Here is a 22,066-nt window from a genome sequence, read left to right as displayed (position 1 = left end):
TTCATTTTCGTGTCGGCCAACTGTTGTTCGAGCTGTTTAATACGTTGTTCCGGCGTCAACTCTGTTTCTTGCTCGCTCATGGTTGCTCCCCGTTTAAAAAACCTGGGTGTGCCTAAGGACCAATCTAGACGACCATGCCTGCGAAGCCAAACTAAAACTGTCGAACTACCCTGAATACCATACTTGTATTGAGCTTGTTGATACGTCAACTCTCCCTTTTCTACCTGATCAACAACTGCCAATTTAAAAGCGAGGGAATAATCACGCTGAGTTCGTCTATTTATTGAATGCATTACACTCTCCAAAAAAGGTTGGAAAAGTGTCAACGCTATTTAGGACGGGTCATGAAATACAAAAAAGGGCACCGAAGTGCCCTTTACCAGTGATTATTGAACATCATGCCGTTATGCGGCGTCTGGAGTCTGTTCCGGCTGCGGCAAGGTTTCTTCAGCCGGCAGCAGATTTAGGTCGAAGTCAAACTCATCGACTCTGACAGCCAGCTTACGCTTGTCATCGTAATCAATCAGTATCTTGGCTTCAGATGTGCTTAGCTCACCTTTTTCCAGCAGCTTGTTGACGGCGTTAGCGAACGAAACGAACGGCACTACTGGCTCCTTGCGCAGTGCCTTCTGCACTTTATTTAACAGTGTCATGGCAGCATGCTTGGCTTTGAAAGCCTGCTCGTTAATGTCATTGCCGTCGCCAGGCAATGTGCGCACGAGGTGAGTTAGCTGTGCCTTAATGCTGTTGTCCTGCATGGTTGCGGCTGCAAGCTCACGTACCAGGTCGTCAGAGATATGACTGACTGACGAGGTGTATGTCGCCGTCAATACACGCATCAAACCACGCGTTGCTGTGTTAGGGAAGTTATTGATGAAATCAACAATAGCCTTCTCAGCCTGTTGCAGGCTCCAGTTAACCGCGTAATCAAAGTATGGCTTGGCCTCGCTACGATTCTCAACACGCTGCTCGTAAAAACGTACAGCGGCCATTGCACCGTATAAATAACTCATCACGTCGCCCAGTCTGGCTGACAGTAACTCTGCTTTTTTCAGCTCGCCACCCAGTACCAATAGAGACAGGTCAGCCAGAGGTGCCAGCTTGGCGGCAATCGCATTGATCCGTTTCTCATGCTTGCGAACTTCTGGATAAACCGATTCTGCATTGCGCAGGAATGGCAGGTGTGAGTTGACCAAACTGCGTAGTGAGTTCTTGACGCTGAACTTAACGGTGCTGGTCAGCACTTTATTAAATTCACGATCTGCCTCAGGCTCGTTACTGTGGATCAGATCAACCATTTCCTTCAGATGCGGGTGACAGCGCATCGCGCCCTGACCAAATATCATCAGGTTGCGGGTCAATATATTTGCACCTTCAACCGTAATGGCAATAGGCAGTGCTGCATAGCCACTGGCAAACGTATTCTGCGGGCCACGCTGAATGGCTTTACCGGCCTGTACGTCCATTGCTGAGTTAAGCACATCGCGGCCCAGCTCAGTCATATGGTATTTAGCGATAGCCGTCACAACCGATGGCTTAAGACCTTGTCCTAACCCTTCTGTGGTCAGCACGCGCATAGCTTCCAACAGGAAGGTTTTACCCGCGATATCGGCAAGCTTGTCCTGAATACCTTCAAAACGACCGATTGGCACACCAAACTGCTCGCGCACAAACGAATACTCTGCTGCACCTTTTAATGCAGTGTGTGCGGTTGCCACACCCATCGCAGGCAATGAGATACCGCGTCCTGCACCAAGACAAGACACCAGCATTTGCCAGCCACGACCGATATTTTTCTGACCACCAATAATGAAGTCCATCGGGATAAAGACGTTCTCACCACGTGTGGTACCGTTGTAGAAACGAACGCCCATAGGATCGTGACGATTACCCAACTCTACGCCAGGGTGGGATTTTGGTAACAGCGCGCAAGTAATACCCAGCTCTACCTGATCGCCTAATAAACCGTCTGGGTCGTAGACTTTAAAGGCTAAGCCAAGCACTGTCGCGATAGGCGCTAAAGTAATATAGCGTTTGTCCCACGTCACCGACAGACCGACGACTTCTTTACCTTCCCACTCGCCTTTAGTGACGATGGCAGCGTCAGGAATTGAGCCCGCATCCGAGCCTGCTTCAGGGCTGGTTAAGGCAAAGCAGGGAATATCCTGACCGACAGCAAGTCGAGGCAACCAGTAATTTTGTTGCTCTTCTGTGCCATAGTGCATCAACAATTCGCCCGGACCTAACGAGTTAGGCACCATAACGGTTACCGCGACGGCACCGCTTTTGGCTGCAATCGTTGCGACGATCGTTGAGTTGGCATATGGAGAGAACTCCAGACCACCAAACTTTTTAGGGATGATCATCGAGAAAAACTTATTCTTACTCAAGAAATCCAGCACCTGCTGGGGGATATGCTTGTCGTTGCCGAGTGCAAACTCGTCAATCATTTCCAGCAGTTCCTGCACCGGACCGTCGAGAAACGCTTGTTCATCAGCAGTCAGTGATGCAGTCGGCAGGTCGCGCAGCGCCTGCATGTCAGGTTTACCCTGATAAATGGAAGATTCAATCCACACATCACCTGCGTCCAGCGCCTCTTGCTCTGTGACTGAAATGGGGGGGAGGACCTTTTTTAAACTCTTTCTGATACTCATGCTACTCATCCGCTCATCTGACCAGTTGAATTAGATACTACTCCAGTTTTCGCAAAGATCAAAATTTCATGACAAATTTTTAACGCTTTTTTTCCACTTATTGACTAAAAAATAGCCACTGGAAATTTGGCGGTTTATCTAACGCATTGAAATTATTGATTTATTGATAATGTGGGGATGAATGGGAAAAATTCAAACGCATGTTTAAATGCGACTTTGTGAATACAGTGTTCAATGCTGTTGATGAAATGTTAATCTGAGCTCGCGATATGTGCGGCTGATTCAATGACAAGCCGCTATAATCAAGCCATGTGCATCACGCTGGGCAATAGTGCACAACGGACAGGGAATAATAACAATGACAAATAAACATACATGGCTGTACACGGTGCTCAAGCATCCCTGGGCAACCATTATCGCGGCACTCGTGGTATTGCTGACACTAACAGCAGGTGCACAACACTTGTATTTTCGCGGCGATTACAAAGTGTTTTTTGAGCCGGAAAATCCACAGAGGCTGGCGTATGAAGAGATGCAAAATATCTTCAGTAAGAATGATAACGTTAACATTGTTATTGCCCCTGAAGATGGCAATGTCTTCACACCTGAAACACTTACTCTGATCAAACAACTTACTGACGAAGCGTGGCAGACACCCCTATCAACACGCGTGAATAGTGTGGCGAATTACCAGCACACCTATGCCGAAGATGACGATCTGATTGTCGAAGATTTGCTGTATTCGGTCCGTAGTGTAAACCAACAAAAATCTGATGACATTCGAGCTGTCGCATTATCAGAAGCTTCACTAGTGCATCGATTAGTCTCAGAAAAGGGTGATGTTGCGGTTATCAACATTACCGTGCAATTGCCGGATGGCGACCAGACTGCAGAAGTATTTGAAATTAAAGCGTTCGTGGATGAATTGGTCGCCAAATTCCAGAACCAGTACCCCAATCATGAGTTTTATCTCACTGGCATTGTGGCACTGAACAATGCATTTGCCATAGCGGCTCAGCAGGATGCTGAAACACTCATTCCGGTCATGTTTCTGGTGATTATTCTGATCATGTGGCTGTTGCTGAAAAGTATTACCGGGACCTTTGCGACACTGCTCATCGTGGCGCTCTCTATTGCTGCAACAATGGGCTTGGCCGGGTGGAGTGGGCTGTTTTTAAGCACTGCGACAGTGAATGTGCCAACCATGGTAATGACGCTTGCGGTAGCCGATTGCATCCATGTCATCGCATCGATGCAGTACGCGATGCGCGGTGGGAAAAGTAAAGAGGACGCTATTGCGCATTCTGTGCAGCTCAACCTGATGCCCATCATTATTACCAGCGTGACCACCTCGATAGGATTTCTGACACTCAACTTTTCTGCCGTGCCGGTGCTGGCAGATTTAGGTAATCTAGCGGCGTTTGGCGTGATGGTGGCGTGCGGCCTGTCATTTACACTGTTACCAGCGATGTTAAAAGTGATGCCTATTCGGGTGTCAATGCAGTCCAGCGAGAGCTCAGATAAACTGAATAAGTTGGCCGAATGGGTGATTCACCATCACCGCAGGATCCTACCGTACAGCGCAATACTTCTGGTTATTGCGTTGAGCCTGGCATTTACCAATAAACTGAATGATATTGCGGTCGAATATTTCGATGAATCCAATCCTTTCAGACAGGCTGCAGATTTTCAGACAGACAGGCTCAGCGGTATGTCCAATATTGATTTTGCTATATATACCGGCGAGCCGTCTGGATTAAATGCTCCTCAAGTGTTGCGCACTATTGAGCAGTTTGCAGGATGGTTGCGCAAACAGCCTGAAGTTGACCACGTCGATACCATTACCGACACGTTTAAACGCCTCAATAAAAACCTGCATAGCGATGATGAGGCGTACTATCAACTGCCAGATAATCAGGAAATGGCAGCACAATACCTATTGCTGTATGAGATGTCTTTGCCATATGGACTGGACCTCAATAATCAGATTGATATTGATAAGTCTGCTACGCGACTGATGGTTACCATGCAGAATCTCGGCAGTAAAGAATTTACCGCATTCGAAGCACGAGCAAAGGCTTGGTTTGAGGCTGTCGCCCCGGAACTTCGCATTACTGCCGCCAGTCCTCCCCTTATGTTTGCGCATATTGGAGAGGCGAATATGCAGAGTATGGTTAAAGGTACGCTTTTAGCGTTGGTGTTGATTTCGGCTTTATTAGTATTTGCTTTACGCTCCTGGCGTATGGGTGCCGTCAGTCTTATCCCCAACTTATTACCTGCAGGGCTGGGATTTGGTATATGGGCGCTGATTTCAGGGCAGATTAATATGGCACTGTCCGTCGTACTGACTATGACTTTAGGCATCATTGTCGATGACAGCGTACATTTTTTAAGTAAGTACCGCTACGCCAAGGCGCAAGGCCAGTCAACAGAAGACAGTATCAGATATGCGTTTATGAGTGTTGGTCGAGCATTAGTGATCACAACATTGGTGCTGGCATCAGGGTTTGCTATCTTAACCCTATCATCATTTGCACTAAACTCTGATATGGGTCTGCTGACCAGTATCATTATAGTTCTTGCGCTGCTGGTCGATTTTATCTTTTTACCAGCATTTCTAATGATTATTGATAAACCGTCTTCAGGTAAGGGAGAACAGCATGTCGACAGGCAACCTATTTCCGCAGATTAGTCGCTGCGTAGCCATATTGGCGCTTCTGGCGACTGGGGCCATTGCTTACGCACAGGATGCAGCACAAAAAGGCCTAGCTATTGCCACTGAACAAAAACAGCGTGACGCGGGGTGGGGGGATTCACAGGCTGAAGTCAGTATGATCCTGCGAAATGCACAAGGGCAGGAGTCAGAGCGCAAAATACGCATCAAAAGCCTGGAAGTGCAGGGCGATGGTGATAAAGCCCTGACCATTTTCGATCAACCCAGAGATGTCAGCGGCACCTCGTTTTTAAGCTTTTCTCACGCCACTGAACCTGACGATCAGTGGATTTATCTGCCCGAGTTAAAAAGGGTTAAACGCATTGCCTCACGAAATAAATCAGGGCCGTTTATGGGCAGTGAATTTGCGTTTGAGGACATGACATCATTTGAACTGGAAAAATACACCTATACCTATCTGAGAGATGAACCATTTCAGGGACAAGAGTGTTTCGTTGTTGAACAGCGCCCGTTAGATGAGTATTCCGGCTATACCCGTCGTGTTGCGTGGATTGATAAAAATCACTATCGCGCACTCAAAATTGAATATTACGACCGCAAAGACCAACTACTTAAAGTACTTGAGCTAAATGACTATAAGCTTTATCAGGACAAATTCTGGCGGCCTATGGTGGCTGAAATGACGAATGTGCAAAATGGTAAATCCACCGTGTTGTTGACCCACTCGATCGAATTTAACACTGGCCTGGAGGAAAAGGACTTTGACAAAAACAGTCTCCGCCGCGCGCGCTAGTGCTTTTTTACTTCTTACTGCCTCACTACCATGTGCTGCTCAGGCAGAGTTTGCAGGTGAAATGGGCGTGCAGCAGCGTTATTTTTTACAAGATGCATTGTTGCCAGAACAGGAGCGGGCACAATTTTCTGTTTATGCGCAGCCAGAGTGGTATCACTCGTGGAACGATGGCTATGACAGCCTGTTATTTAGACCTTTCGTACGCTATGACGAGGTGGACTCGGAACGCACTCATATCGATATTCGTGAGCTTATTTGGCTTCATGTTTCTGATAACTGGGAGCTGCGCACCGGTATCGGCAAAGTGTTCTGGGGCCAGACGGAATCCTTGCATCTGGTTGACGTGATTAACCAGGTGGATTTGGTGGAAACCATTGACTACGAAGACCGGCTCGGTCAACCCATGGTTAACTTTTCTTACATCATGGATATGGGCACGTTGTCAGCGTTTGTTTTGCCCTATTTTCGCGAGCGAACTTTTGCTGGCCCGGATGGACGCCTGCAGCTGCCATTACCTGTAGACACAGACAACCCACTTTATGAGTCATCGGACGAAGAACGGCATATTGACTGGGCAGTGCGCTATCAGGCTACGTTGGGTGATTGGGAACTGGGACTGTCTTATTTCGATGGTACATCGCGGGAACCCTTTTTCGTGCCAGCACCCAATCCACAAAGCGGCGAAATACAGCTGCGACCGTTTTATGCCCAGATGCAGCAGGTTGGTGTTGATACTTTGGCGGTGGCGGGTTCATGGTTGATCAAATTTGAAGCCATTTATCGCGACGTATTGGATGACGATTTTTTCGCCGCGGTCGGCGGTGTTGAGTACACCTCTGTTGGCGTGTTTGACTCAATGTACGACCTTGGATTGTTGATTGAATATCAGTTCGATGAGCGTGATGAGCTGTCGTGGACGGGCGCGCAAAATGATCTGATGATCGGTACACGTATCGTGTTTAACGACATTGACGGTACTGAAGTGCTGCTCGGTGTGATCCAGGATTTAGATAACTCAAGCACCCGTGGCGGGTTGATTGAAGCATCAAGCCGTATGACCGACAGATGGAAATGGCGACTCGATGCTTATTTCTTTTCGTCAGACACGCCTACCGATGTGACGTACGCCTGGCGGCGTGATGACTATGTCGAATTCACCCTGGAATACTACTTCTAGGGTGCATTACTGCGCATTCAGGTGCTTAGCGTGAAAGCGCAAATGGTCCTCGATAAAACTGGCCACGAAAAAATAACTGTGGTCATAGCCGGGCTGATAACGCACATCAATATTGTCACGCTGCTGTTGCTGACTAATTTCATCAAACGGCCGCGTTAACAGCTGAGAATCGAAGAATTCATCGGACGTGCCCTGGTCAATTAATATTGGTTGAACGTGTTGACCTTCTCTTTGTTCAATCAGCTTGCAGCTGTCGTACGCTGCCCAGACAGATTCATCGTCGCCCAGATAGGTGCTCAACGCTTTTCGACCCCAGTCACAGGTCGATGGCGCCACGATAGGTGAAAACGCCGAGATGCTGCAATACTTCTCAGGGTTTCGCATGCCGATAGTCAGTGCACCGTGACCACCCATAGAATGACCACAAATTGCGGCTTTGCCCGGTTTGACCGGAAAATGTGAAGTGATTAGTTTCGGCAATTCAATTGTAATGTAATCGTACATTCGATAGTGCTGGTCCCAAGGCGCCTGACTGGCATTAACATAAAATCCGGCGCCTTTGCCCAGATCATAGGCGCCGTCAGGGGCGTCGGGAACTTCCTCACCTCTTGGGCTGGTGTCGGGGATCACTAACATTACACCCAATTCTGCGGCAACGCGCTGTGCACCTGCCTTTTGCACAAAGTTTTCATCTGTGCAAGTCAGGCCGGATAGCCAGTAAACAACGGGGACGTTTTGCTGCTGTGCCTGAGGGGGCAAATATACCGCTAATGTCATCTCGCAGTTCAGGACTTCCGATGTGTGGGTGAAGCGCTGTTGCAGCCCACCGAAACTTTGGTTGCTTGCAATTTTCTGCATGATTTCCACGCTCTTCATTTAAAACAGAATAACCGAGCGAATTGACTTACCTTCATGCATCAGGTCAAACGCTTTATTGATATCTTCCAGACCCATGGTGTGAGTGATGAAGGTATCCAGTTCAAATTCACCGTCCATATAACGCTGTACATAATCCGGCAGCTGACTGCGTCCTTTGACGCCACCGAAAGCGGTGCCACGCCATACGCGACCGGTCACTAACTGGAAAGGACGGGTCGATATTTCCTGTCCGGCACCAGCCACACCAATGATCACAGATTCCCCCCAGCCTTTGTGACAGCATTCCAGCGCGGAGCGCATCACATTGACATTACCGATACATTCAAACGAGTAGTCCACACCGCCATCAGTCATATCAACAATGGCTTCCTGAATAGTACCGCCAACCTTCTTCGGGTTAGCGCAGTCAGTCGCGCCAAGCTTTTTGGCAATTTCAAACTTATCTTCGTTAATGTCGATGGCGATAATGCGACCTGCGCCAGCCATCCGAGCACCGATAATAACGGAGAGTCCAATGCCACCCAGGCCGAACACTGCAACAGTATCGCCCGGCTGCACGTTCGCGGCATTTTTTACCGCACCCATGCCGGTGGTGACACCGCAGCCAAGCAGGCAGACTTTTTCAAGCGGTGCGTCTTTAGGGATCTTGGCAAGGGCGATTTCAGGTACAACGGTGTATTCAGAGAAGGTCGATGTACCCATGTAGTGAAATAATTGCTCACCATTACAACTTAGTCTGCTGGTACCATCAGGCATTAAACCCTGACCCTGCGTGGTGCGGATCGCCTGACACAGATTGGTCTTGCCAGATAAACAGAATTTACACTGACCGCACTCTGGGGTGTATAGCGGGATAACATGGTCACCCGGCGACACCAGCGTTACGCCTTCACCTACCGCTTCAACAACACCGGCGCCCTCATGCCCCAGTACGACTGGAAACAGACCTTCCGGATCGTCCCCGGACAAAGTATATGCGTCGGTATGACACACCCCAGTGGCAACTATCTTGACCAGTACTTCACCTTTTTTTGGGGGGGCAACGTCTATTTGCTCAATCGTCAGAGGCTTTCCGGCCTGCCATGCAACGGCGGCTTTACTAGTAATCTTATCCATCGTCATTCCTCTTTCTCTCAAATCTTTCGTGGCGTGCGGTTTGTTCATTCGATAATCAGACACTGGCCCATGATCCGCACATGCTTTACCTCCCAGATCACATCGTCAATGCGGTGTCCGTCCGAGCATAACCGTTCGGCTCGTAATGCACCTGGCAACCTGCGCACAGCGTCTTCTTCAATATGCAGACGCTGCTCAGTGGTCAATGTAGGACGTAACAGGTCTCGCGCCTCATACCGCGGTGTACGCAAGTATCCATCAGCGGCTAATTGGTAGTCTCGCCACTTTTCAATAAATTCTCCGTCCCATCGCCATGCCAGTATAAAAGCGAACTCAGTATCGCCTGATGTGTTAACCCGGGACGACATAAACTGTTCGTAATGCAAAACCTGGTCTGGCTTGCTGACACAGCCGACAAGCATCAATACAGCGGCGCTCAGGGCACAGATCAAATATAAACGGAAAACCACCAAGAGATGCACCATACTTAGGTATTAATAAGCACTATATCGTGACAAATAAATTCGCTAGTATGAAGTGTAAAGGACATAAAAGACTGAATAACATGACTATTCTTCACCATTTCAAGACCTTTTGTCGCGCCTCGCTGGTCAGCGCGCTGCTTGTTTCAGGCCCCGCCATGGCAAATATGTACGGCTCAGTACAAGTGGGTGGCGTCGATGCAAAAGACGATTTCAGCAGTGAGCAAGGTGGCAGCTACAAACTGGCCATCGGCTATGAACTGCATAAACAGTGGTATGCCGAATTTGGTTACCAGCAGTTAGGTAACGGCAATCTGGGCATTTTGCCTGCAACGGCACAGGAGGCGAATGATTTTCGTGGCGAAATGGAGGGTGATGCGCTATTCGTTGCGCTGCTGGGTAAAGCATCCGGTAAGGATGGTGAGCTGTTTTATCGATTAGGTTTACTGAAAACTGACATTCGCGGCGAAGGTCTGGTTGCAAGCGGAGAAACATGCAGTGTCGGCGCGTATACTGCGGTAACCATTGAGCAGCAGTCTTTTTCATATTGCGCGTATGACGAAGCAGGGATAGCAGGTTCGCTCGGGATTGGCTATGACCACTATGTCGGTACTAACCTGCTGATCCGCTTTGAGGCCGAGCATATCCGCGGCAACAATGGCATACAAGTTAATGCGGCCTACATCGGCCTGCGATATAACTTCAACTAACAAGAGCGTGGATGATGAAAAACGAATTTGACAGCCACTTACTGCTCAGTGTGTTTGAAAAAATCCGTCAGCATGGCGAGCGTCAGGACGATCGCTATGTGCTCGATGGTGTTACCGCTTATACCGACCACGATGGCTACACAGTGTTTATGGAAGATGCGCTAGTGAAACTTCGCGTCGGCTTTCATAATCAATATCATTTCGACTACGACAAAGCCGAGCATTTAGAAACCTTTGAGAAAAAGCTCAAAGCCATCGAGCATAATTACTGACAGACTATCAATCCCTGTTATTTCAAATAGGTGTTTAGCATCTGTTCCAAATCGGTTGCTATGATGGGTTTGGACAGGTAATCGTTCATCCCTGCAGCAACGCATTTTTCTTTGTCACCTTTAAGCGCATTGGCAGTCAGGGCGATAATCGGGATATCACGATTTATGTTGGTGTTTTCAGTACTGCGAATAAATCGGCTCGTTTCGTAGCCGTCCATGACCGGCATCTGGCAGTCCATCAGCACCACATCAAAATGATTCTCGTTGTTACTCAATGCCTCAATCGCCTGACGACCATTATCCACTACTGTGACGCTGTGCCCCATATCAATCAGCATAGCTTTCGCGACTTCCTGATTAATAGCATTGTCTTCAACCAACAGGATCTGCCTGTCGCGTTGTGACACAAGTGTTTTCAGTGCATTTTCCGATACAGCGTCGGGAGACTCGGCGGCAGCTTTGACCTGTACCAGTAACGTCAGCCCCTTCACGACGTCGCTTCTTTTCATAGCATATGAAAAGCATGCCATAAAACCTGACTGTAGCCAGGTTGCCATGTTGTCAGTATCACCGTCGGTGCTGAGCAGCACCTGAACAAGATTAGGGAAGTGATGAGTCAACGCTTTACCGAGTTGCTCTGCATTCATTCCCGGTAAGTCTTCGTCAATAAGTGCAGCGTGGACATCTTTGTGCGCTTTTGAAATTTGCATGGCCTGTTTGGCATCGTCGGCAAACAATACATTAAACGGACTATCCGCAAACCACTGAGAGGCAATTTCCTTACTTACCCCTTCGGCGGAAACGATCAGCAAGGTGTAAGCAGCAGGCTTGATTACGCTTACCTGTTCATCGAGCAGTGGTTGCGTTTCTTCAATCGGAATGTCAACACAAAACGTCGTACCCTTGCCTTCATCGCTTTGCAAAGTGATTGACCCGTCCATCAACTCAACAAGCTGTTTACTTATTGCTAATCCAAGCCCAGTGCCGCCGAAGCGACGGGTGGTAGATGCATCAACCTGCATAAACTTATCGAACAATAAGGGTTGCTTGTCCTTTGGGATACCAATGCCGGTATCGATAACATGGATCCGCAGCGTGTTGTTTTCTGTAAATCCTACTTCCAGGGTAACAGAGCCGTATTCGGTAAATTTAATCGCATTGCTGCATAAATTCGTCAGTATCTGTCGAATTCTGCCCGGGTCACCTTTTACAAACGTGGGCAGAGTCGTCAAGGTACGATAGTTAAATGCCAGTGATGATTGCTCGGCTTTGAATGAATAGAGATCGACAAAGCGAGATAACAGTTCTTCAAGATTAAAACTGATGCGCTCAATGTGCAGCTTTCCTGCCTCGATTTTGGAAAAATCAAGAATGTCGTTTATGAGATGCAGCAGTGTTTGACTGCTCGTTTGGGCAAGCTCAGCGTAGTGCTTCTGTTTAGCTGTTAGCTCTGTTTTTAACAGCAAATCATTCATGCCGATAATGCCGTTTATCGGCGTACGAATTTCATGACTCATATTGGCCAGAAATTCACTTTTAGCGCGACTGGCCTCTTTGGCCATTTCTTCTTGCTGCTTCAGCTCAGTAATATCCTGAAAGCCACCCAAAAGTCTTACAGGTTTGCCGTCTTCAAAAACCGCAACTCCGAACGCTCGCACCCAAATCCGGCGTTTTTTTGCGGTAATAAAAGGTAAATTCAGGTCATAGGGTTCGCCGGTGCTAAGGGCAGTCTCGACGGCTTTGCTGATGATGGGCCTCGCCTCTGGCGCATAATAGTTAATTGCGCTGGCCACGTCTGGGTGGGAACCTACGGGCAGTTCATGAATGTGATACACCTCTTTTGTCCAGTAAAGGCTATTAGTCCCCAGCTCCAACTCCCAGCCGCCGAGCTTGGCCATGGTGCCAGTTGCTTCCAGTAGCTGCTGATTTCGTTTGCGTTCTTGTTCCAGGCCTTTTATCTCTCGAATATCACGGCCAATTATCAAGTAGCCAATCGTTTCTGTGTCGTCTTGAAGGATCTCAGTCACCGTCAGCTGGACAGGAATAGCATCTCCATCTGAACAGAATACTTTCCACTCTTGCTCATGAATTTTGCCGGCGTGTGCTAATGCAGCGAGAAGGGCAAAATGCGATTCTTCTTGTGTGAATTCATTTCCCAGAGATATTGCCTGTTCGCGTAATTGCTGTGTGTCAAGCAAGTCAGTGATGCATGCCTCGTGTAAAATATCCCGTCTTTTATAACCCAAGGTTTCGCGCGCAAAGTTATTGAATGTGACAATCTGGCCTTGTGTATCCGTAGTGATAATAATTATCTGCGCGCTGTCCAACATCGCTTTTTGTAAACTGCTGGCTTTCTTTAGCTCTAATTCGGCGAGTTTGCTCTCTGTAATATCCTGCTCTATCGCCATGTAGCCAGTAAAATGGCCTTTGTCATAGGTTGGCTGGGCCGTTAACTTGACCCAGTACGGTGTGCCGTCTTTGCGTTTATTAATCAGTTCTCCTGAAAAGTGCTGGCGCTGCTTAACGGCCTCAACAAGCGAAGGTGGTAATCCGTCATAGGCAAGAAAATCAGGTCTTTTACCAATCACTTCTTCAGCGTGGTAGCCGCTTAATCGGGAAAATGCGGGGTTTACCCACTTGATACGTATTGACGTGTCATACAGCACGACTGAACTGTCAGTTTCACGCACGACTTGAGCAAGTATCTCGCTTTTTTCCTGACTTTCCTGTAACTCGCTCTGCATCTGCTGAGCTTGCTCTTTACTAAGCTGTGGAGACTCAGACAATGTGGCAACGGCATACTGCGCACCATCGCTTTCAACCAGATTCAGATGCAGCGTGACATAAAAAATATGACCGTCTTTATGCTGGGCAGGAAAATATCTGCCTTGCCCCATCAAGCGAGACTCACCGCGGGAGAAAAACTGCGCTACATGATCATTGTGTGCTTCTTGATGCTGAGTCGGCAACAAATCATTCAACGTGAGCTGATGAAAGGCCTCTACATCGTAACCAAACAGGTCGGCCGCAGCCTGATTAGCAAAATGAATCATTCCTGTCTGGTCGACCTGCAAGACACCGCTGCTGCATGCACTGAGCAATGCATCGCTGGGCATCGGATTTGTTTTTGCATAGGTCGAATGATTCATCGAACGTGTCACTTGTTTACGGTTATCGTGTACTATTGTTGCGATATACCCATAACAACCTAGCAAGAGATCCGCTTGTGTCAATAAAGAAAGTCAGCGCCCCAACGTTTTCACCGTCCTTCTTGTTGCCAAAATACTGGCTTACCTGGCTAGGCGTGCTGGTGTTGTACCTGATCAGCTGGTTACCCTTTCGTCTGTCGCGCTGGCTTGGTCGGCAGGTTGGCAAGCTGTTGGCCAAGCTGGGTAAAAAGCGAGTGGCGATTGCGAGGCGCAATCTGCAGCTGTGTTTCCCCGATTGGAGCGAGAAAAAACGCGAAGCGGTGGTCAGGGAAAATGTGCAACGTGCTGGCATCGCAGCGCTTGAGACGGCAATGGGTTGGTGGTGGCCTGCCTGGCGAGTAAAACGCCATATCGAAATTGAAGGCTTCGAACATGTGCAAAAGGTGCTGGACAGCGGTAAAGGCGTGTTTGGTTTAGCATTGCATAATATGAATGTAGAATTTGCCTGCCGGGCACTTGGCTATACTCACCCAAGCATTGCGTTCTATCGCAAGCACAACAATCCGTTGATGGATTATTTTCAGTATCACGGCCGCAATCGCGCAAACAAATACATGATCCATAAACGTAATTCCAAAGCACTCATCGAAGCGCTGGACCAGGGCGAGCTGTGTCTTTACCTGCCGGATCAAGATTATGGCGCCGCGCAGAGTATCTTTGTGCCATTTTTTGCTGTCGATGAAGCAGCAACGACCACGGCGACATTAATGTTTGCCCGTCGCGCAGACTGTGTACCACTGATGGTGACATCCCAGTACACCCCGACCGGCAGTAGAATTAAATTTTATCCGCCGATGGACAAGTTTGCGGAATTAGAAGATAAGCAGGCACTGACCTTACTCAATAAACAAATTGAACAAATCATCCTTGAACAGCCTGAAAGTTATCTGTGGATGCACAAGCGTTTTAAAAGCAGGCCAACTGAGTCGGCACCAAGCTTGTATGATTAGCTACGCGAGCTTTGTCACGGCTAAAGGGTATTTGCTATTATGCCGATAGAGTATTGTGTCGCGTCATAATAGACGCGTGCAATTCGTTGTCTCTGAGGTACTGACATGACTGCTGATAAAGGCTTTTCAAGCTCACTGTTCTGGGCCAAGCATCTGGCTTTGGCACTGGCATTGATCATTATTGCCGTCGTGATCATTCAGTTACGCAGTACAATCACTGATAAGCCTCAGCCGCAGGGTGCGCCAGAGAAAAAGAACGTGTCCCAGGGACTCAGTGATTTTTACCGTGAATACCGATTGTCATCGACAAAACCTCATCAGGAAGATGTGGGTGATTTTGTGATGGACGTGAACGTAGATGATCGGCCGCTGGACCAGCGCCTGCAAGGAATGCAAAGCGATCAGAAACCGGTCAGTGGTAGGTGGGTCGGCGAGCATAAGTACCGCACATTTAAAGCCGGCTCAACCCTGCGTAGCGCTATCACCAGCTTTGCCCAAACGGAAGGGATGCAGGTGTTGTGGGAGCTGGAGCAGGACTTTATTGTCAAAAACCAGTTTCAGATGGACGACACCATCGTTGGCGCCCTGGCTAAAATTGCCAGCGCAGTAGACAGTAATTTTGAGGGCGAAGTGCGTGCATACGTCTGTCCCAATCAGCGCTCACTGGTGATCACGCACAATCACACTGACTATCTGAAAGACAACTGCACGATCATCGAAAAATCAGGTCGTGCAGGCTAAACATTTCTAGTTGAATGTCGCATCCCAAATCTCACTGACCCGCAATAACGCCTGGCTTATCTCCTCTGACTGCTGTGTTTTACTGCGCTGCTGTAATGCCAGACGGTGGGATTCGTTGCGCAAGGTGAGGTAAGCTTTTGTCAGTTGTTGACAATTCCGACTTGAGAGCATGTTGTGGTGCTCAAGACGTTCAAGCAAGCGCACATTGTCAGACCACTTAATGATGTCAGGGCAGTCGTGGGCATAGTGTAGTGCCCAGTATTGCACTAAAAATTCGATATCAACGATACCGCCTTTGGCGTGCTTAAGGTCGATATCCTGTTCATTGCTTTTATCCAGATGGGTGCGCATCTTTTCACGCATCTCGCTAACCTGTTGACGAAGTTCACTTTCATCACGCGGTAAACAAAGAATGCGGCTTCTGACGTTTTCAACCTGTCCGGCCAGCGAGACAGAACCTAATACACAGCGAGCGCGCACCAGTGCCTGATGCTCCCATGTCCATGCCTCATTCAACTGATAATGTTCAAAGGCATTAATATGACAGACCAGTAATCCCGCATTGCCAGAAGGCCGCAGACGTAAATCTGTTTCATACAATTCACCGTACACGGTTTTGGTATTGAGCAGATGCATAATGCGCTGCGCGAGTTTCATGTAGAAACGGTTGGCATCGACTGGGCGCGGGCCATCCGTTTCACCCTGACCGTCATAGTCATGCACAAAGACAAGATCGAGGTCGGAGCCGTAGCCAAGTTCAAGCCCCCCCAGTTTGCCATAGCCGATAATCGCAAAGTGTGAGTCATCAATACTGGTGCCCGGCGGACAGCCATGCTTTTCACTTACCTGTTGCCAAGCGTAAACAAATACCTGCTGCAGTAAGGCCTCGGCGAGAAATGTAAGATGATCGCTGATTTTCATTACCGATAGCGCCCCAGTTACATCAGAAGCCGCTACTTTTAACTGCTGGCCCAGTTTAAACTGACGCATCATTTCCATTTGCTGTTCGAGATCGTCCGGCTCCAGTCGCAGTAAAAACTGCCGTAGTTCATTGTGAAACTGCTCAGGCGGCGTTGGCGTGTAAAGCTGTGCCGGGTTGAGCAGCTCATCCAGCAATATGGGAAAGCGTTTAATTTGCTCGGTGATCCATGGGCTGGCTTCACATAGCTTCAGTAACTGCTCAGCGGCCCTACGATTTTCTGTTAGCAATTCCAGATAGGCCGTACGTCCGATGATAGCATCCAAGACATCGACGATACGCTGTGTGAGCATGGCGGCATCATCGGCATAATGAAGCAGAATGGATTCCAGTAGCAGAGGCATCAGTTCGCCAAGCAGGTTAAGCCCCCGCTGCCCGGTGCGATGCTTGCTGATGTGCTGTTTAAAGTCGCACAGATGAAGGTGTATTAATGTCGCATCCTGCTGATTAATCCACGTCTCGAGCAAACTCGCCGTTTCGTCTTCACTCAAGCTAAGTTGCCACAGATCCTGGGCGGCATCAAACTCGTCCGTGTCTGGCGATTCATTATCATCATCCTCGCCGATAATCTCTGAGAACAGTGCATGAATGGTGTCCATTTGCTTCTGCAACTGACTTCTGAACTGTGTCTGGTTATCACACTCCATGACCGTTATTAACCGTTGCCAGTTAATGTCATCATCTGGCAGTTCCTGAGTCTGTTTATCCTGAAACTGCTGTAAGCAGTGTTCGACTTTGCGCAGGTATAAATAGGCGTCTTGCAGAGTGTCAGCTTCGTGCGGCTCCAGTAGCTCTGATTCCGTAAGCTGCTTGAGCATTTTTAAGATAGACGGGTGCCGAAGGCTGTGATCCCGTCCGCCTCGAATGAGCTGAAAGCTTTGCACGATAAACTCGGCTTCGCGAATGCCGCCGCGCCCGAGTTTGACGTTATCGCTGAGACGGCGGCGCCTGACTTCCTGGTTTATCAGTTGCTTCATTTTGCGCAGGGCATCGATGGCGCCATAGTCCAGATAACGTCGGTATACAAAGGGCGCAAGAATATCTTTGATTGCGTCATAATAAGGGCAGTCGGGATTAAGTACCCGGCCCTTGATCATAGCGTAGCGCTCCCAGTCCCGGCCCTGTTCCTGATAATAATCCTCCATGGCGGCAAAGTGCATGACCAGTGGACCACTCTCGCCAAACGGTCGCAGGCGCATGTCCACACGGAATACCTGACCGTCAGCCGTCACCTGATCCAGCAGGCTGATCAGCTTTTGCGCAACACGGGTGAAAAAGACCTGATGCTCGACTGACTTTCGGCCGCCTTCAATTTCCCCGCGTTTTGGATAGAAAAAAATCAGGTCAATGTCGGAGGAAAAGTTCAGCTCACGTCCACCTAGTTTACCCATGCCAACGATGAGCATTGGCATCGGACCGTGTTTACCCTGAGGTGTGCCGTAGCGGGTGCAGTAGTGTTGGTAGGCCCAGTGATAAGCAGCCATGATTAACGCATCGGCGAGCATAGACACCTGCTGCAATGAGGTGTCTATGGACTGCGTATTGGTCACATCCCGTGCCGCAATAACCGTCATCCACGTACGACGGTAGTGACGCAATACTTGCTTTACCTGCTCTTCTGGTAGCTCATGAGGGATGAGTTTTTGTAGGTTATATGCATGATTAGGATAAGGCACTGAGTCTGTGATCAACGCAACTATTATATCAGGGTCCTGAAGGCAACTTTGTGCAACAAAGTCACTTAGCGCGAATGCGCGCAAAAGGTGATGCCTGCATTTATCTGTGAGGATTAGGTCACTGTCTTCAAGCAGCGAATCGAGGTGGTGTTGGGCGAGTGTACGCAACTCGGATGGTAGCTCTTGCATACGGCCTGTTGTGTTTAACCGAAAGTAGTTCTAGTCTGGCATATATGTGTTGCTGTATACCAGTAGCAATGCGGATTAGAGGAATTGAAGGAACATGCAATCGCTTGTCAATCTGACTGACTTATCATTCCAGTTGTGGATTTATCTGGCTATCGATGTGGTGGTAGCGCTATGCCTTCTGTTTTCGGTACGTTGGATGGCAGGAAAAATGTCTCATGTCAGTATCTCAGAAGAGCTAAGCGTAAAAGACAATGTCGCCTTTGGCATCAGCATAGCCGGAAGAATGTTGTCGCTTTGCATCGTATTGGCAGGGGCAGCGGGGCGTCAGATGGAAAAAGGCTACGGTGAAGCCATTATCAGTATGGTGCTGTTTGGTATCGTCGGTATTTTCCTGGTCAGGGTAGGGCGTGTGGCTCATGATAAGCTGATCCTTCACCAACTTGATAAGGAAGCAGTATTGCGCGAGCGTGGCACCAGTGTTGCCGTGGTAGATGCCTCAAGTGCGGTGGCCAGTGCAATTATTATTAACAGCATTATGATTTGGACGACAGGTACGGACACCAATGCCATTGTCGCTATCATTAGCGGCTTTCTTGTCGTGCATGCGATATTGCTCATTACCACAAGACTGATTGAACGTCGATTTGCGGCCAGCAATCAGAACGGCTCGATGCAGGATGCGTTGTGTAAGGGACAGCTAGCCCTATCGATAGAACACTCTGGCAATCTGATTGGTACCGCCATCATCGTATCCGCCGCGTCGTCTCTGCTGGTTTATCAGCCGGCGGGCTACGTCAGTAACATTACGGGATGGTTGATCGTCGGAGTTGCGCTTACGCTGCTTTTAAAAGCGTTGCAAATTATCGGTAAACGTATTGTGCTATTTCGTCTGAACTGGCGCGAAGAGGTCTACCAGCAGGACAATGTTGGCGTAGCCAGCTTGCTATGGGTCATGTCGGTCGGATTGGCGCTGATTATTTCTGGCTTACTGTAAAGAGAGTGTTTCTGGCGCGATCACCTGCCAGCTAAATTCCAGTTTATCTGACTGACCTCTTTCCAGCTCCGGTAATTTATGCGCTGTGTGCTGACGCTTGATATGGCGTTCCAGTTTTAAGGCCTGAGAGTGGGTTGCCACTTTTGCGCAGCCAATCAAGGTCAACGGTCCTTTCCCTTTCAGCGCTTTAGCACAGCGTGGGCCGCTTTGCTGATGCTCATTGAAACGACGTTCTATATCGACGGTGATGCCGGTATAGCGCTGACCCAATCGATTCTCGATAATGTACAAAAACCAGTATTGTTTCATACAAGTTTCACATGGCGGGGCTGACGAATGGCGCAAAATATTACTATACTTGCCACTTAGGTTTAACACGTTTCTCTTTGAGCTATGCAATCTGTACGACAACCCATTAAGTCCGCATACACCGCATTAGAAGAATGGCTGCACAGTATCAGCCATGGTGTTGGCTTTGCGCTGGCCATAGCCGCGCTGGTGATCATGCTGATAGAGGCAGAATCGACGCTGGCCATTACGGCATCTGCGCTGTATGGCAGTTCGCTGATCCTGATGTTCTTAAGCTCGACCATTTATCATGCGGTGACACACAGCCATGCAAAGCAGTGGTTAAAGCTTTTTGACCACAGTTCAATATATTTATTGATAGCGGGCACTTACACACCTTTTCTGTTAGTCAGCCTTGGCGGCTGGCTCGGTTGGACGGTATTCGCCGTGATTTGGTTAATGGCGGTGGTGGGGGTGGTGTTTAAATGCTTCGTCAGACACCGCTTTGCCAAACTCTCGGTGGCAACCTATCTGGTAATGGGCTGGCTGTCTGTGGTCATTATCTATCCGCTTTATCAGGCACTGCCCGGCGCGGGGTTATGGCTGCTGGTACTGGGCGGCGTTTGTTTTAGTGTAGGCGTAGCATTTTATGTCGCCAAGCATCTGCGCTTTACCCACTTTATCTGGCATTTGTTTGTCATAGCGGGCTGTGCCTGTCACTTCTTTGCGGTTTACTATTTCGTGCTGTAGGACTCATCTGGCAACACTGGTATACTCGCCGCCAGAGTTGATTAAGGCTGATTTCCCATGCAATTACCTGACTTTTCAAGCGCCCGCGTTCTGATCGTGGGTGATATTATGCTGGACCGCTACTGGAGTGGTGTGACGGCAAGAATATCCCCGGAAGCACCGGTGCCGGTAGTAAAAGTGCAGGGAGATGAAGACCGCCCGGGTGGGGCTGCCAACGTAGCGCTTAACGCCGCAGCGCTGGGCGCGAAAGTGACGTTAATAGGCATGACTGGCAAAGATCACTCGGCCGAGCTGCTGCGCAAAAAGCTTAATGTCATGTCTGTGCAATGCACCTTTATTGAAGTGCCTGATATAGACACTATCACCAAACTTCGGGTGATGAGCCGCAACCAACAATTGATAAGACTGGATTTCGAACAGGATATTTCTGCGCTGGATAAATCCGACTTAGACGCGGCGGTAGAGCAGGCGCTAGACAACGTAGATGTGCTGGTTATATCAGATTATGCCAAAGGGACGTTGAGCAATGTACAAAAGCTTATTCAACTAGCGAACAACATGAATGTGCCAGTGGTGGTTGATCCTAAAGGGCAGGATTTCAGCAAATATGCCGGGGCGACGTTGCTTACGCCTAATATGTCGGAATTCGAGCAGGTGGTGGGGCAATGTGACAGCGAGCAAATCATCGTCGATAAGGCACACCAGCTTTGCCAGCAATATTCACTTGATGCTTTACTGGTTACCCGCTCTGAAAAAGGCATGACCCTGATCCACAAAGACCGGGACGAACTGCACATGCCTGCCAAGGCCCGAGAGGTATACGATGTCACGGGCGCTGGCGATACGGTCATTTCGACGCTGGCATGTTCACTGGCGACCGGCAGTACGCTACCTGTAGCGTGTGGACTGGCCAACGCGGCGGCCAGCGTTGTAGTGGGCAAGCTGGGTACATCCACGGTTACGGCGACGGAACTGGCTCAGGCCGTGCGCTTTGACCAGCGCGTGGATCGGGGCGTAATGACGCAGCAGCAGCTTATGCTGGCCGTTCAACAGGCCAAGGCTGCGGGCGAAACGGTGGTAATGACCAATGGCTGTTTTGATATCTTACATGCTGGCCACGTGTCGTATTTGCAGCAGGCTGCAACACTCGGCGACCGACTGATTGTGGCGGTTAACACCGATGCGTCGGTGACGAAACTGAAAGGTGAGGGCAGGCCGATTAACAGCGCCGAAAGACGTATGGCCGTGCTAGCAGGACTAGCTGCGGTAGACTGGGTCGTGCCTTTCTCTGAAGATACCCCAGAGCGCCTGATCAGTGAGCTCCTTCCCGACATTCTGGTCAAGGGCGGTGATTACAAGGTTGAAGATATTGCCGGCGGTAAGCAGGTTATCGCCAACGGTGGAGAAGTCAGAGTACTTAATTTCGAGGATGGCGTGTCTACGACTGGCATTATTAAACAGATAGTTGAGCAGAATTAGCCGTAAAGCCTTTACCCAGTGCGGTACGCTTGATAATTTACGTAGTCTATTTGC

The 22,066-nt window shown here is 49.0% G+C and carries 17 protein-coding genes and 1 pseudogene; 10 read left to right on the top strand and 8 right to left on the bottom strand.

All coding sequences use genetic code 11. The features are described from left to right. Together G441_RS0115630 and G441_RS0115625 are read right to left on the bottom strand one after the other, a co-directional pair. Positions 1–293, bottom strand: a pseudogene (locus tag G441_RS0115630) (IS3 family transposase); the annotation flags it as partial. 111 nt (positions 294–404) lie between these two features. Next, positions 405–2,654 (bottom strand): acyl-CoA dehydrogenase, encoded by a 2,250-nt coding sequence (locus G441_RS0115625; protein ID WP_026377223.1) that lies wholly within the window; start codon positions 2,652–2,654, stop codon positions 405–407. A 358-nt stretch (positions 2,655–3,012) separates the two neighbouring features. Between G441_RS0115625 and G441_RS18885 the strand changes: the two genes are divergently transcribed. Genes G441_RS18885 through G441_RS0115610 form a run of 3 tightly spaced genes read left to right on the top strand, consistent with a single transcriptional unit; the run spans position 3,013 to position 7,298 of the window. Continuing rightward, the gene (locus G441_RS18885; protein WP_051275659.1) at positions 3,013–5,346 is read left to right on the top strand and encodes an efflux RND transporter permease subunit; all 2,334 of its coding nucleotides are present in this window, start codon (positions 3,013–3,015) and stop codon (positions 5,344–5,346) included. Further along, positions 5,315–6,121 (top strand): outer membrane lipoprotein-sorting protein, encoded by an 807-nt coding sequence (locus tag G441_RS0115615; RefSeq protein ID WP_084407404.1) that lies wholly within the window; start codon positions 5,315–5,317, stop codon positions 6,119–6,121. Before G441_RS18885 ends, G441_RS0115615 begins: the two co-directional genes overlap by 32 nt. Continuing rightward, positions 6,090–7,298 (top strand): hypothetical protein, encoded by a 1,209-nt coding sequence (locus G441_RS0115610; RefSeq protein WP_026377221.1) that lies wholly within the window; start codon positions 6,090–6,092, stop codon positions 7,296–7,298. The genes G441_RS0115615 and G441_RS0115610 overlap by 32 nt, the downstream gene beginning before the upstream one ends. A 6-nt stretch (positions 7,299–7,304) precedes the next feature. On the opposite strand, the gene fghA is transcribed toward G441_RS0115610, so the two are convergent. The 3 genes from fghA to G441_RS0115595 are packed head-to-tail and all read right to left on the bottom strand — an operon-like array spanning position 7,305 to position 9,715. Further along, complete coding sequence (gene fghA / locus G441_RS0115605; protein WP_169726097.1) at positions 7,305–8,156, bottom strand: S-formylglutathione hydrolase; 852 nt, start codon at positions 8,154–8,156, stop codon at positions 7,305–7,307. 18 nt (positions 8,157–8,174) lie between these two features. Next, positions 8,175–9,293 (bottom strand): S-(hydroxymethyl)glutathione dehydrogenase/class III alcohol dehydrogenase, encoded by a 1,119-nt coding sequence (locus G441_RS0115600; RefSeq protein WP_026377219.1) that lies wholly within the window; start codon positions 9,291–9,293, stop codon positions 8,175–8,177. A gap of 44 nt (positions 9,294–9,337) precedes the next feature. Then, the gene (locus G441_RS0115595; RefSeq protein WP_156896393.1) at positions 9,338–9,715 is read right to left on the bottom strand and encodes a hypothetical protein; all 378 of its coding nucleotides are present in this window, start codon (positions 9,713–9,715) and stop codon (positions 9,338–9,340) included. A gap of 143 nt (positions 9,716–9,858) precedes the next feature. Here G441_RS0115595 and G441_RS0115590 point away from each other — a divergent pair, with 143 nt between their 5' ends. Further along, positions 9,859–10,485, top strand: a complete 627-nt coding sequence (locus G441_RS0115590) for a hypothetical protein (RefSeq protein WP_156896392.1) — start codon at positions 9,859–9,861, stop codon at positions 10,483–10,485. A 14-nt stretch (positions 10,486–10,499) separates the two neighbouring features. Continuing rightward, positions 10,500–10,757 carry a DUF3081 domain-containing protein gene (locus G441_RS0115585; protein ID WP_026377216.1) on the top strand — a complete coding sequence of 86 codons (258 nt, stop codon included), beginning with the start codon at positions 10,500–10,502 and terminating at the stop codon, positions 10,755–10,757. 17 nt (positions 10,758–10,774) lie between these two features. Here G441_RS0115585 and G441_RS0115580 read toward each other — a convergent pair whose 3' ends face one another. Beyond that, a complete protein-coding gene (locus G441_RS0115580) occupies positions 10,775–13,906 on the bottom strand; it encodes a PAS domain-containing hybrid sensor histidine kinase/response regulator (protein WP_026377215.1) in 3,132 nt (1,043 codons plus the stop codon). Between the two features lie 77 nt (positions 13,907–13,983). Between G441_RS0115580 and lpxL the strand changes: the two genes are divergently transcribed. Together lpxL and G441_RS0115570 are read left to right on the top strand one after the other, a co-directional pair. After that, on the top strand, positions 13,984–14,916 hold the full coding sequence (gene lpxL, locus G441_RS0115575) for an LpxL/LpxP family Kdo(2)-lipid IV(A) lauroyl/palmitoleoyl acyltransferase (RefSeq protein WP_026377214.1): 933 nt from the start codon (positions 13,984–13,986) through the stop codon (positions 14,914–14,916). Between the two features lie 105 nt (positions 14,917–15,021). Further along, on the top strand, positions 15,022–15,657 hold the full coding sequence (locus G441_RS0115570) for a TcpQ domain-containing protein (protein WP_026377213.1): 636 nt from the start codon (positions 15,022–15,024) through the stop codon (positions 15,655–15,657). Between the two features lie 6 nt (positions 15,658–15,663). Here the strand turns inward: G441_RS0115570 and glnE are convergent, their stop codons facing one another. Next, positions 15,664–18,501, bottom strand: a complete 2,838-nt coding sequence (gene glnE / locus G441_RS18880) for a bifunctional [glutamate--ammonia ligase]-adenylyl-L-tyrosine phosphorylase/[glutamate--ammonia-ligase] adenylyltransferase (protein WP_051275657.1) — start codon at positions 18,499–18,501, stop codon at positions 15,664–15,666. Positions 18,502–18,595: 94 nt separating this feature from the next. On the opposite strand from glnE, the gene G441_RS0115560 reads away from it, so the two are divergent. Continuing rightward, a complete protein-coding gene (locus G441_RS0115560; protein WP_026377212.1) occupies positions 18,596–19,495 on the top strand; it encodes a DUF350 domain-containing protein in 900 nt (299 codons plus the stop codon). Here the strand turns inward: G441_RS0115560 and G441_RS18875 are convergent. Beyond that, positions 19,487–19,804: a GIY-YIG nuclease family protein gene (locus G441_RS18875; RefSeq protein WP_051275656.1), complete on the bottom strand. Its 318-nt coding sequence runs from the start codon at positions 19,802–19,804 to the stop codon at positions 19,487–19,489. The genes G441_RS0115560 and G441_RS18875 overlap by 9 nt on opposite strands. Positions 19,805–19,888: 84 nt before the next feature. Between G441_RS18875 and trhA the strand changes: the two genes are divergently transcribed. Together trhA and hldE are read left to right on the top strand one after the other, a co-directional pair. Beyond that, positions 19,889–20,533, top strand: a complete 645-nt coding sequence (trhA, locus tag G441_RS0115550) for a PAQR family membrane homeostasis protein TrhA (protein ID WP_026377211.1) — start codon at positions 19,889–19,891, stop codon at positions 20,531–20,533. 57 nt (positions 20,534–20,590) lie between these two features. Beyond that, positions 20,591–22,012, top strand: coding sequence for a bifunctional D-glycero-beta-D-manno-heptose-7-phosphate kinase/D-glycero-beta-D-manno-heptose 1-phosphate adenylyltransferase HldE (gene hldE, locus G441_RS0115545; protein ID WP_026377210.1), 1,422 nt, complete (start codon positions 20,591–20,593; stop codon positions 22,010–22,012). Positions 22,013–22,066: the final 54 nt, after the last annotated feature.

Origin of the sequence: Aestuariibacter salexigens DSM 15300, from assembly GCF_000429145.1 — a bacterium.
GTDB classification, from domain to species: Bacteria; Pseudomonadota; Gammaproteobacteria; order Enterobacterales; family Alteromonadaceae; genus Aestuariibacter; species Aestuariibacter salexigens.
The sequence above is the reverse complement of the archived record's forward strand: the minus strand, read 5'-3'. Positions and strand labels throughout refer to the sequence as shown.

What these genes read in the sequence shown, in the direction of transcription:
- G441_RS0115615 (WP_084407404.1), top strand. Translation starts at nt 5,315, where the DNA reads ATGTCGACAGGCAACCTATTTCCGCAGATTAGTCGCTGCGTAGCCATA.
- G441_RS0115580 (WP_026377215.1), bottom strand. Translation starts at nt 13,906, where the DNA reads ATGAATCATTCGACCTATGCAAAAACAAATCCGATGCCCAGCGATGCA.
- G441_RS0115595 (WP_156896393.1), bottom strand. Translation starts at nt 9,715, where the DNA reads ATGCTTGTCGGCTGTGTCAGCAAGCCAGACCAGGTTTTGCATTACGAA.
- trhA (WP_026377211.1), top strand. Translation starts at nt 19,889, where the DNA reads ATGCAATCTGTACGACAACCCATTAAGTCCGCATACACCGCATTAGAA.
- G441_RS0115585 (WP_026377216.1), top strand. Translation starts at nt 10,500, where the DNA reads ATGAAAAACGAATTTGACAGCCACTTACTGCTCAGTGTGTTTGAAAAA.
- glnE (WP_051275657.1), bottom strand. Translation starts at nt 18,501, where the DNA reads ATGCAAGAGCTACCATCCGAGTTGCGTACACTCGCCCAACACCACCTC.
- G441_RS18875 (WP_051275656.1), bottom strand. Translation starts at nt 19,804, where the DNA reads ATGAAACAATACTGGTTTTTGTACATTATCGAGAATCGATTGGGTCAG.
- G441_RS0115570 (WP_026377213.1), top strand. Translation starts at nt 15,022, where the DNA reads ATGACTGCTGATAAAGGCTTTTCAAGCTCACTGTTCTGGGCCAAGCAT.
- G441_RS0115590 (WP_156896392.1), top strand. Translation starts at nt 9,859, where the DNA reads ATGACTATTCTTCACCATTTCAAGACCTTTTGTCGCGCCTCGCTGGTC.
- G441_RS0115625 (WP_026377223.1), bottom strand. Translation starts at nt 2,654, where the DNA reads ATGAGTATCAGAAAGAGTTTAAAAAAGGTCCTCCCCCCCATTTCAGTC.
- G441_RS0115600 (WP_026377219.1), bottom strand. Translation starts at nt 9,293, where the DNA reads ATGGATAAGATTACTAGTAAAGCCGCCGTTGCATGGCAGGCCGGAAAG.
- G441_RS0115560 (WP_026377212.1), top strand. Translation starts at nt 18,596, where the DNA reads ATGCAATCGCTTGTCAATCTGACTGACTTATCATTCCAGTTGTGGATT.
- hldE (WP_026377210.1), top strand. Translation starts at nt 20,591, where the DNA reads ATGCAATTACCTGACTTTTCAAGCGCCCGCGTTCTGATCGTGGGTGAT.
- G441_RS18885 (WP_051275659.1), top strand. Translation starts at nt 3,013, where the DNA reads ATGACAAATAAACATACATGGCTGTACACGGTGCTCAAGCATCCCTGG.
- fghA (WP_169726097.1), bottom strand. Translation starts at nt 8,156, where the DNA reads ATGCAGAAAATTGCAAGCAACCAAAGTTTCGGTGGGCTGCAACAGCGC.